Source organism: Sphingobacterium sp. R2 (assembly GCF_040760075.1).
Classification (GTDB): domain Bacteria; phylum Bacteroidota; class Bacteroidia; order Sphingobacteriales; family Sphingobacteriaceae; genus Sphingobacterium.
This window is the reverse complement of the sequence record NZ_CP142884.1, coordinates 2574202-2586942: the sequence shown is the minus strand read 5'-3', so window position 1 is coordinate 2586942 and position 12741 is coordinate 2574202. Positions and strand designations below refer to the sequence as shown.

The 12741-nt window shown below is 42.6% G+C and carries 12 protein-coding genes; all 12 read right to left on the bottom strand.

Features of this window, described 5'->3' with window-relative positions; all coding sequences use genetic code 11:
• Nucleotides 1-461: 461 nt before the first annotated feature.
• The 12 genes from VXM68_RS10740 to VXM68_RS10685 all read right to left on the bottom strand — a co-directional run bounded on the left by VXM68_RS10740 (nt 462) and on the right by VXM68_RS10685 (nt 12734).
• Nucleotides 462-941, bottom strand: coding sequence for a hypothetical protein (locus VXM68_RS10740; protein ID WP_312332218.1), 480 nt, complete (start codon nt 939-941; stop codon nt 462-464).
• A gap of 38 nt (nt 942-979) precedes the next feature.
• Nucleotides 980-1390 carry a Dabb family protein gene (locus VXM68_RS10735; RefSeq protein ID WP_293955653.1) on the bottom strand — a complete coding sequence of 137 codons (411 nt, stop codon included), beginning with the start codon at nt 1388-1390 and terminating at the stop codon, nt 980-982.
• Nucleotides 1391-1401: 11 nt separating this feature from the next.
• Nucleotides 1402-2727, bottom strand: coding sequence for a hypothetical protein (locus VXM68_RS10730; protein ID WP_293955654.1), 1326 nt, complete (start codon nt 2725-2727; stop codon nt 1402-1404).
• An 87-nt stretch (nt 2728-2814) separates the two neighbouring features.
• The gene (locus VXM68_RS10725) at nt 2815-4194 is read right to left on the bottom strand and encodes an ATP-binding protein (protein ID WP_367211226.1); all 1380 of its coding nucleotides are present in this window, start codon (nt 4192-4194) and stop codon (nt 2815-2817) included.
• Nucleotides 4191-4880, bottom strand: coding sequence for a response regulator transcription factor (locus VXM68_RS10720; RefSeq protein ID WP_293955656.1), 690 nt, complete (start codon nt 4878-4880; stop codon nt 4191-4193). Before VXM68_RS10720 ends, VXM68_RS10725 begins: the two co-directional genes overlap by 4 nt.
• Nucleotides 4881-5078: 198 nt before the next feature.
• Nucleotides 5079-5789 (bottom strand): hypothetical protein, encoded by a 711-nt coding sequence (locus VXM68_RS10715; protein ID WP_293955657.1) that lies wholly within the window; start codon nt 5787-5789, stop codon nt 5079-5081.
• 482 nt (nt 5790-6271) lie between these two features.
• The gene (locus VXM68_RS10710; protein WP_367211225.1) at nt 6272-6664 is read right to left on the bottom strand and encodes a phosphodiester glycosidase family protein; all 393 of its coding nucleotides are present in this window, start codon (nt 6662-6664) and stop codon (nt 6272-6274) included.
• Nucleotides 6665-6709: 45 nt separating this feature from the next.
• Nucleotides 6710-7144 carry a hypothetical protein gene (locus tag VXM68_RS10705; protein ID WP_367211224.1) on the bottom strand — a complete coding sequence of 145 codons (435 nt, stop codon included), beginning with the start codon at nt 7142-7144 and terminating at the stop codon, nt 6710-6712.
• A gap of 7 nt (nt 7145-7151) precedes the next feature.
• The gene (locus tag VXM68_RS10700) at nt 7152-8300 is read right to left on the bottom strand and encodes a YdcF family protein (protein WP_367211223.1); all 1149 of its coding nucleotides are present in this window, start codon (nt 8298-8300) and stop codon (nt 7152-7154) included.
• Nucleotide 8301: 1 nt separating this feature from the next.
• The gene (locus tag VXM68_RS10695) at nt 8302-9999 is read right to left on the bottom strand and encodes a right-handed parallel beta-helix repeat-containing protein (RefSeq protein WP_367211222.1); all 1698 of its coding nucleotides are present in this window, start codon (nt 9997-9999) and stop codon (nt 8302-8304) included.
• A 25-nt stretch (nt 10000-10024) separates the two neighbouring features.
• Complete coding sequence (locus tag VXM68_RS10690) at nt 10025-10951, bottom strand: sugar phosphate isomerase/epimerase family protein (protein WP_367211221.1); 927 nt, start codon at nt 10949-10951, stop codon at nt 10025-10027.
• A 1-nt stretch (nt 10952) separates the two neighbouring features.
• On the bottom strand, nt 10953-12734 hold the full coding sequence (locus VXM68_RS10685; protein ID WP_367211220.1) for a RagB/SusD family nutrient uptake outer membrane protein: 1782 nt from the start codon (nt 12732-12734) through the stop codon (nt 10953-10955).
• Nucleotides 12735-12741 lie beyond the last annotated feature (7 nt).

Sequence of the window (12741 nt, the reverse complement as noted above, 5' to 3'; positions counted from 1 at the left end):
CTTTTTAGATATAATCTTCTTTCGCCATAATAGGTATCAATCCGATTAATTACAGCGATTGGGGAATCAATAGCCATCCTCAGATAGACAGTATCATTCCGCACAAAATTATGCGTATCGTTAAAAACAAGAATATCTTGTAACCCGCTATTATCTCCACAATTTTTCCAAATGGAATTTATTAAACTCTTGTTTTTACAAGAATAAAGAAAAACGCTTAAGCCCAAAATAACAAGGAGAGATTTTAGTTTCATCGTAAAACTACTTTGTATACTATATACAATGGCAATAATAAGTAATTTTTCTAAACTATTTTAATCTCCGCTTTGCAGAAAAGTTTTCTGAAATTGGGCTATATAGCTTTATTCCTTTGGAATCTCTTCAAAATAAGTCCTCATAAATACAAAGGAAAATTACTGCCAATGTTGTGCCACAGGTCAGACTGCGGCACAACATAAATGTTAGTCATTTTTTGCTACGAAAAGATCATCAGCCCCCTCATTGATAGGGATATACAATCTTTCCCAGCTTTTTGAATGAACCATTTGCCAGCTATGCCCAGTACCTTTCAAATCTTCAGCCAAAAGAATTGTTCCGGGTTTGATTAAAAAAGTTGAGCCATCGCTGACTTTAAATCTGATTTTACCTTTCAGCGTAACCACATATTGTCTTCTTGGAGCTGGATGAGCATTTTTTTCCCATTCTTCTGTCTTATTGCTCGTCCAAAATGTACTCGTATTGGCGTGTTTCAGTGTTGGAATAAAGCCTTTTTGAAACGAGCAGGTTCCATCCGGGTTGTTGATTAACCGTACCGCAGGCATTTCACCTTCGGCTTCCACTTTGACCTCTTTAATTTTTCCACGGCCTTCTTGTGCTTTCACGGCGGTTAAGCTTGATGCTGCCAATACGCAAGCAATAGCTAATTTGGATATCATTTTCATTTTGTAATGGTTGAAATTATTATTTTGTTGTTTTAATTTTAGAATTCATAAACCGTATCGTGCACCACCATCCGTTCAAAATAGGGTTTGTATTTAGCGACAAGGGCGAGGTGTCCCGGTAGTTTACCATAAGCCTCTAGTTCCTCCAATGTCGCAAATTCCATGGATGCATTGTAGGTAAACGAGTTGTCCAATACCGCTCTTGGGGAAGAAGCAGCTGGCTTACCATAACGTACATTTTTGACATAAGGAAGCTTTTTAAGACCTTCAAAAAACTGTTTAAACTCTTCTACCTGTTCAGCAGACAAGTCAGGTTTTAGCCAAAAAAGCAAATAGTGGAAATACACTTTTTTTGTTTTCGCTTTTTTCTCTTTTGCTATCAAAGAGGTTGCCGCAAAGCTCATGACACCGGCGGTACCTAGTGTAAGGATAAAATCTTTTCTTTTCATGTTATTGCTATTTAATTAAAATCAATTCGATATTTAAGCACAAATGCCCACTTGTGATCTGTTACCACAGCTTGATCCGCAGCATTTAAATTATAGATCGGACGATTTTGCGCATCAAAAGTCAGCCGGCTGCTATTACCGTGCATCAGTAGCGAAATACCTGCGTCATAAATTAGACTTTTGTCTTTCAATGCCTTGTATTCCCCTACTTGTACAGAAACCGCTGGCTGCAGCTGTAAATTATGTTTGGATGGATTGAAATAAGGGAGTGTACCGCCGACCTGTGCGTAAAATGTATTTCCCGTGCCAGCATTTGGCAAGCTATTTCCCGCACCATTCAGGCTTGCATTGGCCGCATCGATACCTGTCGCAGGGTTGTTTGTACCTGCAAAGCGAAGATAGTTGGGACCATAATCGCTGTGCATAGCCATACCGTAGGCACTAATCGAAGTTCCTTTCTCTTTGTCGAGTGGCGCATCGTAGATAATATCCGCCGCAAAATTGCGCATATCGTCATTTTTGGTCATCTGCTGTTCATCCAGGTGCCAAAGGGCATTGTGCATATACTCAAATCCAGCCCCTATGCTGAGCACATCTTTTTTACCGAGGTACGTACCCGAATTGAATGGCGTTTCGTTACTCTCTTTATCGTGAAAAGCGTAGCGGAAGTAGCCTGACACATCTTTGCGTGCTTCATTTTTGCTGAAGGTGGCTTTATTTAATTTTGGATCAGCACTGGCGGCGGAATATGGATCTGCCAGCACCACCCTATAGTCAAATTTGCCAAGTTGTCCTTTTGCATAAATGCTCATTTCACGCACGACCATATCGGTAGCTCCAGTGTTGGATGTCGCATACAAAGGCAAATCGTAAAGCAGTGTATTGAGTGGCCCTGTTGTAAATCGGGAAAGACCGCGCCAAGTGGAACGACCACCACCGATGGCAAGTTTTGGGTTAAAGCTATATTCGGCATAGGCATCCAATAGATCCATATACGTATTCGTCTTGCTATTGACGTTTACATTGGTCGGCCCCATCTGTAATACAAACAGTAAATTCTCAGTAGGCTTGTAAGTCATCTTTGCCCTAATACGCCGCAAAGAGAGATCAGATACATTCGATACAGACTCATTGTTTACCAAACTCCCCGGATTGAGCTGACTATATCTCGCCCACAGCTCGGCGTACCCGCTGAAGCTGATATAACGTGTATGCTCCTTATTTAAGAAATGAGTAAGTTTTGGATTTCCAAAATCATTGGTTTGCGCCTCGGTGAGCTCTGCGCTACCGAGTCCCAAACTGAGGAACAATGCCAAGGTAAGCTGTTTTCTATTCATGATTCAACCTAATTTTGTTTTTTTGATAAGTCAAAATTAGGCTGAATATGGAGGTGATATTATTAGAAAACCATTAGAATTTCTAGCTTATTCAAGCTCCTTTGGATAGGCAAGTTTAAGTTCGACTATAAATACGGTCCCTACATGGAGCGTTGAATTAACCGCTACGGTACCCTGATGCATCTCAATAATCCGCTGAACAATCGAGAGGCCGATGCCATGTCCCTCTTTTGAAGGCGTACCCGCCACACGGTAAAACAAATCAAAGATATGCGGGATATCCTTGCTGTCTATTCCGATACCATTATCTTTTACCTGTACCTGTGCTATGGTATTATTTCTGGAGAGCAATACCTGAGCAGAATGATTGGCACTATATTTACAGGCATTCTCGATCAGATTAGCAAAGGCCACTTTCAAGAGGTAGGCATTTGCAGAAACCCAGATTTCTTCTTCGTCGATTGCTGCATCTGCATCAAAAGAGATGCTCACGCGATAGTCTTTATTTTTCTCTAAGACGACTATTTTCGCTTCCAGCAGTATTTCGTCGAGTCTGATTTCTTCAAAATTTACCTGCGAACTATCGTAGTTTGCCCGGGCAAAATCCAGCAAGGCTGTCGAAAGTACCGTAGCCTCTTTCGCATCGAGCAATGCCCTATCAATAGAGGTAAAATACTCATCCACATTGGTATTCAGTTGCTGCGCCAATTCCAGGTCGGCGATCATAGCAGCCAAAGGTGTTCTAAACTCGTGGGAAATAATGGCGACAAAATGGCGCTGGTTATTGAAAGATTTTTCCAACCGATTGAACGTATTGTTGAATGTTTCGATAAGTTCTGAGAGTTCGTCTTTCGCATTACTATAGCTGACACGTGTGCTCAAGTTATGTTCGGATACATCCTTTATCTGATGTATAATGTAATTGATTGGCTTCAGAATATAGCGTGCAAATAGGAATGAGGAGAAAAAAATGAAAAACAGGGCAACAATATAGATCGTTATCAAAATATTTTTTAGCCGTTCCATATGCGCAAAGCCTGTGACATCATACGCATGTCCGATTAAGAAAAATGGCTTGCCCTCAAATTTATAGTTCAAGCCCATATACAATTCTTTACCTTGTTCCCAAGTTAAAAAATTAGACCTTTTGATCGATTCTAATCTAACATTTGGATACGCTTGCTCACCGATGTCGGCAAAAACCACCTTATCCTGCTGATCGAAAACCGTTATCTGCGCTTCATTGATCAGTTTCTTGTTTTGTTCGTGAATTTTTCTGATCTGATTTTCCTGTACTTTAGCATCAAAAATAAATTCTGCGCGCCAGATGATCTTATAGCGCAGCCGGTCCACAAATTCTTCCTTTCGATTTAGTTCAGAAAAGAAATAAACCGCATACGCAAATAGAAACAAGATGATAGCCGACGAGAACGTAAATACCAAGGAGGTTCTATTGACAATCTTCATTCTTTATTCGATAAAACAAATCCATGTCCGGATTTCGTATGAATCAATTTTGGTGAAAAATCGCGGTCTATTTTTTTACGTAAATAATTGATATATACGTCTATATAATTCGTTCCAGTATCAAAGTTTTTGCTCCAGACATTACGTGCTATCTCATCCTTACTGAGCATGGTTTCCTTATGCTTCAAAAAGAAGTGGAGGAGATCAAACTCTTTGGGAGTCAGCTTGATAAGCTGTCCCTGACTGCGGACCTGCTTACTCCGCAGATCAATACTGATACGATCATAAGTCAGCAGCCCTCGGATCTCTTCTTCACTGATTTCACGATGGCGCTTAAGCAAGACGGCGATACGTGCAAAAAGTTCGCGTATTTCAAAAGGTTTCACCATATAATCATCGGCTCCCGCGTCAAAACCAGATATTTTTTCATCGATACTGCCCAATGCCGTGAGCATGATGATCGGAATTCTGGGGTAAGCCGCACGCATCTGTTTACTGAGCGCTATGCCATTCATTCTTGGTAACATGATGTCTATGAGAAGTAAATCATAGTCAACAGATTTGGCTTCTTTGATCGCTGATTCCGCATCACCAAAAACATTGACCAGGTAGCCCTGACTTGTTAATCCTTTTTTCACACTCGAAGCAACGCGTTCATTGTCTTCTACGACCATTATTTTCACCATTCTAGCATACTTGTATGTATCTATCGATACTATTGGACAAAGTTAGTTATTTTTCAAAATGGCAGGACAATTCTGTTTCAACTTAATAAAGATAACAGCAGTATAATCAAAATCCTATTCACTGCTCATATCGCGCAGCCTCCATGAACTTTAGAAGACGGTCAGTAAAAAAACGTAAATTTGCCGTTATCGCAATTGCTAAAATGGCATGGTTACCACGCGTGCTTTATATTTACCTTTTTTAATCTCAAATAAAACTGCATACCCACCAGCGCCATCGCCATTAACAGCAGTAATGTATAAAATATCATTTGAGTCATCATAGTAGCATGTAGCAAACTCGTTGTTTACATTAAATAGGCTTTCAATTTCCTTTTCTGGGATCTGAATAAATCTTCCCTTTATAGTAGCTTGAATAGAGGTGTAATGGCTTGTAGGGATCTCGCCATCTGTTCCCCAGACTTGCTGCCCCCTAAATTTGTCTAAAACGGTCTGCTCACCATATTGAGTCGATGAAAAATCACTTTTATTTTTCTCGTAATCGAAACGATCTGAATTTATTTGCACGGATATATCTTTTGACACAAATTTTGTTGTGCCTTCATCAAAAAATATGTTAGGGATTTGCTTATAGGATGCTATATATTTAATTCTTGAATGGTGTATATACCCAGTGATGCTCTTGTTATGGTTGTCGGTATAATCTACAATTACCCAGTCGCCGAACTTTTCATCAGCAAATGCATATACAATTTCATCAGCAGCAATTTTTGAAACGACCGCACTATTAACTGTAGCTCGCTTCCTCAAATTTACATAGCCGTCTTTGTCAATGATTTTCGCAAATTGAGCCGAGGCCGATTGGCATACTGTGAGAAAAAGTAGTACTAAAAAATATCTCGTATTCATTTAATATAAAAAAGCTTTTGATGATATAATACTGTATTCATTTTTTTTTCAATTTATCAAAAAATAATTTACTTCAAAAAAACTATTTGGAAACGGCTACAAGCTACCTTTCAAATGGAAGGTTCAACATAAAAATTGGCGTCGTACGTGAAAATCCAATAGGTTTTAAAAACATTGGATCACGAAACAAAAAAGAGGAAACGACAGGAAAAATAAAAATTACTGTGCAAAAAAACGGTAACAGAAAGGGTCTGATGAGAATCAGGCCCTTTTGACGTAATAATCCACATCGACCTTGACGCAAGATTAGGGATAATTGAGCTAATCTTTGCCCACTGGCCGCGCAACTTCCAGAATAACAGTAAAAGGATAAAAGAACATAAAATGCATTTAGCTAATACCAATAAGAATTGTTCAAATTAAATAGTGACCATCTCATCTTATCTGTGAAATGGCCTTCTATCTATATAAATATATGGTTTCTATTTTAATGTAAATACCGTGGCTACAGCGCGTTCACCTTCATGGTCAAACTTCCCATTGTCAGAAGGGTAGTTAACCACTCCTTCACCTTTCACCCAGGCGGTGGAGGAACCTCCGCCATCATAGTTTAACGCTGAAGTACAGCCCAAAGCGGCCATTAACTCGCCCAGCTGGGGTATCGTCAGTCCCTGCGATTGTGATGAGCGGCCATCGATAACTGCTACAATAAGCTTACTGTCCTTGGTAAGCCCAATTGCTGTGCGGGGATGTCTACTGGTATTGAAATCTACGTTCAACTGCTCCAGTACTTGACCATCCTGCATCAATAGTGGGCCGCCAGCCAATGCAGCTGTAGCGTTCAGGGTACCCCAACCTCCCGCAGGCTTTGGCACAATCTGATAGCTTTGCCCGGTAAAGGTAAATGCACCATTTTCACATTAGCTATTAAATCCATATACCGTCTGGTTGATCACCTGGCCATCGTATTTGAAAAACACGGTTGATCCGCCTGTACTGGTATTAAAGTAACTGCCGTTAAATGCAACCAAAGCTCCCTTAGCCGTGGCGGCGGCACTTGTTTTTAGAAATCCGGTCTTCACATAGGGAATTTCCAACTGCATGCCTTTCTTCAGATCGATCTCAAATACATTGACATATTGTTTGGAGTCAAATATCCGCGGAAATTGGTAATACTTCCACACAACACCATCCGCAACAGTTTTTGTATTCCAGGTTGCCGTATTGATAATATCCGCCAAGTTTTGTTCCTGGGGAATACTGTAATCATAGGGCAGCTGCGTTCCGCCCTCATTTTTCTTGCATGAAATAACAAGAAAAAGCAGCATTAAGCTATATATAAAATTTCTTTTCATCTGTTTTCTACTTTATTTCGCCGATCCACTTTAATTTTAATGGAAACGCTTTTTCAACTGTTTTCTGGTCAATAGTACATACGGCCGATTCCATATTGCGGTAAAAGATGACCTTATTTTCTCCTGGCTGCAATCTTGCAGCACTTACATTGCCCGCCCCCCAGCTATAGGGCCAGTTGACAAAAAAATGTTGCGGCAGGGTTTCCCTGACATACTGAAAGGTCTTTCCTTTTTGCTCCGCCAATAGCATCTTGTCCCTTCCGATCAGTACCAAAGATTTTCCCTGGATATACCCAGTATTGATTTGGCTCCAGTTCAATGTGTCTGGCAGCTTCAACCATTCCTGAATAGGCTGTTCATCCAGTACCTGATAATTCTTTTTTGAAACTTTACGGCAATAGCCATCAAAGAGAATGTACCATGTGGTGGACTCATCGATATATACTGGCGGATTAAACTCTGAGATGCCTTTCAGAAAAGGAAACAGCTTTTCCACAGGACTGACACTATAGCTGCTGTTTGCGGCATCCGTTGTATAGACGATATCCTGTGTAAGATAATAGGTGCTGTCTTTTTTTGCCCATACGGCTTCAGGTGTTAGCCAGGTTCCTTTTAATGTAAAAAAATGATTGTCATCGTATGCGTTAAATATTCCGGCATAATCAAGACGGTCCTCCTTTTTGGGCTGAATAGCGCCTTCAATAAAAAACTTCGCTGTCACCCCATCGTACTTTTGCAGGCGGGCAGCGACAGCAATCGCATGCCAATGGTTGGAAACTACATTTACCGTATCTCCCGGCTGAATGATTTGCTCGCCAGCGTTATTTTTAAGGCGCCTGCTAAAAATATAATTCTGCACGGTCGTCTTGGAGTTTTCCTCCTTAAAGATCAATGCCGCAGGTACCCCTTTGCTGACCAACTGCAGCGCCATGGAAGAAGCTTCACAGATCTTCGACCCATGTGCTCCACATCCTCCCGAAACGATGATAGCATCCATCGGCCGGATACGGTAGAGCTGAACAGCAACATCCACTCGCTGGGTAAGCACTACCGGATCGGCTGAACCTAATAAAAGCAAGATATTCTTGTGCTCTGCCCCATAGCTATTGCCCCATAAAAGAAGGATAAAAATAAATAAGCAGCTTAATTTCTTCATCTTATTTCACTTTTGCACCCATCCAGTTGGACGAGCGTGGATTATTATTAATATCTTTTTGTATACGATTGTCGTCCAATGCCGGCTTGTATTTCTTGGCAAGCTCCAGTAATCCGGAAGAGCTTAAGCCGTTACTCATGGAGGGATTTCCGGCACCGATAGGTAGATAATCTGCATTCAGCATAGTCGAAGGTTCAAAACTTACTTTTGGATCAATGCTTCCATCAGCGCCATACACCGCTTTCGTAACAACAGTGTGCTGGATTAATGGAACGACAGCGATGTTATCTGAATAAGCATCAACATCAGATGAGCTTCCCGCCTGGATATTGCCCGATACGATTGAATTGATCAAAGTCAGGTTGTTGACATTGCTGCGGCGATAGACACCACCGCCGGGACCAACAACGGCATTCTTGGTAATGGTTGTACTGATCACATCTGCCTGACAGTTATCATACAGCATTAGTCCGCCGCCGCCGTTGGCTGATGTGCTCGAATTTTCAGCCAGCAGGCAATTAACGAATACACCTTTTGATTTTTCACGCAGATAAACACCTGCGCCATAGGATGTATTTGAATTTCCGATCACCTCACAATTATAGAGTGTAATCGCCGCATTTGGATAGGCATGTAAGCCCCCTGCGGTGCCTTTGGCACTATTATGATTAAACTGACTATCGTAGGCAATCAGTGACCCGTCAGCGATCCATAGTCCGCCGCCGTTATTTCCACTGTTGCTATTATTGTTGATACGGCAGTTTTCTAACCTGAGCTGGGCCCCTGAAAACGCATATATGCCAGCAGCAAAACCAGCAGTCCCCTTATCTGCAGTCGCTTTATTGTCAACCACATCCACATTTTTGAGCAAGACTTTAGCCATACCGATCAACATACCGCCACCTTGGCCACGGCTGAATTTTACGTTGTCAATCGTTGTACTGGCACTACGGTCGGTGGCATTCCCCCCTTTGATGCTGATATTTTCCAACATAACCTGATTTTCAGGATCCGTGTTTGCCGTCACTGTGACCGTGTGAAACACCGATTTTCCACTGGAAAGCTTGCCTTGAAAGATGGTTTTATACAAAACTGGATTGGGCTGATCTCCAGGTTTGGCGTTGGCCGCATATCCGCCGATAAGGCTTACATTTTTTGCGATCTCTATGGTTTTGTCTGATTCCTCATTTACATCGCCATTGCGAATGGTTTTGCTTGGAACATAGATTCCCTCGGCCAAGAATAGGGTACTGCCTGTCGTTGCTTTTTCGAGTGCCTGATCGAGATCTGTAGCACTGCTCCACGAACTGCCATCCCCCTTACCCGCAGGAGTAACATAAAAAACGGGAACTTTTCCGGATTCTTGCAAGACCAAGATCTCCTGCGATAGATTATCGTTCAGCTTGAGCAGCAAAGTCGCTGAACGTTCGTCTTCCGAATTTTTCGAAACAGAAAACCGGATCTTATTTTTCCCCTTGGGATACACTGTACTATCCAGTTTGATCCAATCTTTGTCGCTACTTACGGTAATCGTTGCATTTGCCAAGATGTCCAACTGATAGGTATCGGCTCTACTGCCTACCTCCATATAATCCCGATCGACCAGGAGCAGCTGCTCACTTTCGATTTTATCTTTTTTACAGCTCTGTATGCCTAAGGCAAACAAAAGAACCATAAAAATATATAACGATTTTTTCATTATCATCAATGTTTTTTGAACCTACTTATTGTTTTGTATTGCTGTAATTTTGCTGCAGCTGACGGTAACATTCCATCAGCTGGGCTGTGGTTTCATAATGACACTCAAACATGAATACACCTTTATATTTAATTTTTTCAAGTGCCGCCAATATGGTATTCCAGCCATTCTGCCCTTTACCATTACAAGGCAGGTAGTGACTTTCCTTCGTTCCATCCCCATCCGCGACGTGCAGCGTCTTGACGCGTGGTCCAAACGCCAAAAGCAGTCGCTCGGGATGCGCAATATGGTTCATATCCACGGCAATGCCGACCTGATGAGGAAAGCGGGCGAAAAGTTCCTGACATTCTTCCACGGTCCGCAGTAGGGGTCGTTCCCGCTCCCCTACCGTCAACGAAGGCCCGAGCATATTTTCGATGACAAGTTGCCCCCCTGCCCCCGATACCGCCGTGTACAACTCATTGACAGAACGTACCAGCTGATCCTTGCGGGGCTCGCGTCTGTTCGGCTCTAGGTAGTAGGATGGGTGAAACAGAATCACCTGCGGATGAAGACGGTAAAGACCTTCCAGTAGCTGCAAGTGCATACGCATCACCTGCTGCCGCTGCTGTTCGTCCAGCGTAGAAATATCTATTTTGGCGGAAAAGGGCATATGGATAGACCATACCTTCACCGCGGCTTTTTTCAGTACAATGGCCAACGAATCGCATTTAAGCAACCATTCAGCCTGCGGGATTTTTAAACTGAGATCTGCATTGACAAAGCTTCCGAGACCTGCTATCTCTATATAATCCATACCAATTGCTTTGTCTTCTTTTAGCTTTTCCAATGTTATCTTCCGGATATCAAGGGAGTAGCCAACGGCATAATCAGGCCGATCTTGTTTTTGGCAGTAGGTATATCTGGGGATCAAAAGATAACAAAAGATCGAAATAAAAATAAGTTGTTTCATGTTATCTGTATAATTTCTCCCATTCAGGATTTTGTTTCAAATTTGGGTTTAACTTGATATCTTCGATTGGGATCGGTGCATAGTAATCACGTTTTTCATCAAACTTACCCCGTTGATAAAATGGATCAAGTGACCCCTTATTGGCATTCTGTGTATTCAAAACTGGATCATAAAGTGTCCGCTGATTGATATTGATCAATGTGGTCACGGTACCCGGTGCACCCGATGTGTTACCTGTATGGACATACACATCCGCCTTGCCATCCCCTGTGAAATCATAAGCTCCGATACCGGGGAAATAAACCCCGACAATAGGCTGATTCAGTTTGGATCCGGCTTTCCAGCGCATTAAGTCATCCCAGCGCTGTCCTTCGTTGAACAATTCGATCCGTCTTTCGCGTCGTATTTCCAAAAGAACTCCCCTGAATGCACCAGCATCGACATTGGGATACATGGCCAGCAGATAAGGGTCAGGATTAGCATTCGCTTCAGCGAGGGATAGCATCGGCATCCCCGCGCGGCTACGTAGCTTATTGACCGTCAGGTCGAGGTCGCTTTGACTGATCCTCCCAAGTTCGGCTTTTGCTTCGGCATTGATCAGCAGTGCCTCTGCATAACGAAATAAGATGACATCAAAATAAGAGGCCGATACGCCCCATTGCAATTTATCCGGCAACGCCTTGATCAGACGGTAGCCTGTCGTGGTGATCGTCAAGTTGACAGGCTCATTCGCTGTTTCGCCGTTAGCACGGAAGTCTGGCCCCGCTGTTGTCTGTGTCAGCCTTGGATCTCTATTTTGCATTTCCTGATAGAATTCCATGGTCTTATAACCCGATCTATCTGTAAAGCGGCTTCCATCCTTCATCAGATAGCTATTGATCATATCTTTGGCGATACCGTACGCCCCCGAAGTTGCTGAGGTAAAAGAATAGCCAAGGCCATGCACACGCATGCCCAGTTCAAAATCAATGGCAAGGATAGTCTCCACCTGATCCTGATTATTTCGGGCAAACAGATTCCGATAGGCTTGATCCGCACCGCCCTGACTGTACAAGGTATAGGCCCCGGTATTCATCAGTTCGGCCGATGCACTAACAGCCTCATTCAGGAATTTTTCATATCCCGCGATCTGATGGTATTTTCTAAACGTTCCTTCAAAGAGTGCCACCCTGGCTTTCAGAAGCAGCGCCGTGTATTTAGTGATCAAGTTAAGCTGTTTTTCAGCTGGTATATTTTCGATCGCATAGTCCAGATCGGCCATAATGGAATCCATCACCAGCTGCCGTGAGTCCCTGGCCTTGAAAAGGTCTTCATCTTTGGCACTCAGCACCTTTCCATACCAAGGCACGTCACCAAAAGTTTTCACCTTATCGTAATAAAAATTTGCTCTAAAAAAACGGGCTATGCCGCCGTATTTCTTTTGTGCCGCAGCGTCGGGAACTTTATGGTAGTTGGCCAGAAAGTAATTGATCTTGCGCAACTGGCTCCAGGACCAACCGCCCGAACCACTTCCCACGGGGACAGTTCGATTGCCCTTGATCCGATCGGCCACCGTGAGGGGGATCATATTGTCCGAACTACCATCATTAGTATACCAAGATTCATTCGGCAAAAAAGTGTAAAAATCATTGGTGGCAACCTCCAGATCCTTTGCTGTATTGAAAAAATACGGTGCTTCCACCTGGTCCTCCGAAGGACGGTCCAAATAATCTTTCTGACAAGCTGCCAGCGAAAGTAAGATCAACAGACCAAGTAATTTATAGGTATTTGTTCTAAGTGTCATTATCATT

Bases quoted from the DNA above. Each gene is read 5' to 3' on its own strand.
- VXM68_RS10740 (WP_312332218.1), bottom strand. From the start codon at position 941: ATGAAAATGATATCCAAATTAGCTATTGCTTGCGTATTGGCAGCATCA.
- VXM68_RS10735 (WP_293955653.1), bottom strand. From the start codon at position 1,390: ATGAAAAGAAAAGATTTTATCCTTACACTAGGTACCGCCGGTGTCATG.
- VXM68_RS10730 (WP_293955654.1), bottom strand. From the start codon at position 2,727: ATGAATAGAAAACAGCTTACCTTGGCATTGTTCCTCAGTTTGGGACTC.
- VXM68_RS10725 (WP_367211226.1), bottom strand. From the start codon at position 4,194: ATGAAGATTGTCAATAGAACCTCCTTGGTATTTACGTTCTCGTCGGCT.
- VXM68_RS10720 (WP_293955656.1), bottom strand. From the start codon at position 4,880: ATGGTGAAAATAATGGTCGTAGAAGACAATGAACGCGTTGCTTCGAGT.
- VXM68_RS10715 (WP_293955657.1), bottom strand. From the start codon at position 5,789: ATGAATACGAGATATTTTTTAGTACTACTTTTTCTCACAGTATGCCAA.
- VXM68_RS10705 (WP_367211224.1), bottom strand. From the start codon at position 7,144: ATGAAAAGAAATTTTATATATAGCTTAATGCTGCTTTTTCTTGTTATT.
- VXM68_RS10700 (WP_367211223.1), bottom strand. From the start codon at position 8,300: ATGAAGAAATTAAGCTGCTTATTTATTTTTATCCTTCTTTTATGGGGC.
- VXM68_RS10695 (WP_367211222.1), bottom strand. From the start codon at position 9,999: ATGAAAAAATCGTTATATATTTTTATGGTTCTTTTGTTTGCCTTAGGC.
- VXM68_RS10690 (WP_367211221.1), bottom strand. From the start codon at position 10,951: ATGAAACAACTTATTTTTATTTCGATCTTTTGTTATCTTTTGATCCCC.
- VXM68_RS10685 (WP_367211220.1), bottom strand. From the start codon at position 12,734: ATGACACTTAGAACAAATACCTATAAATTACTTGGTCTGTTGATCTTA.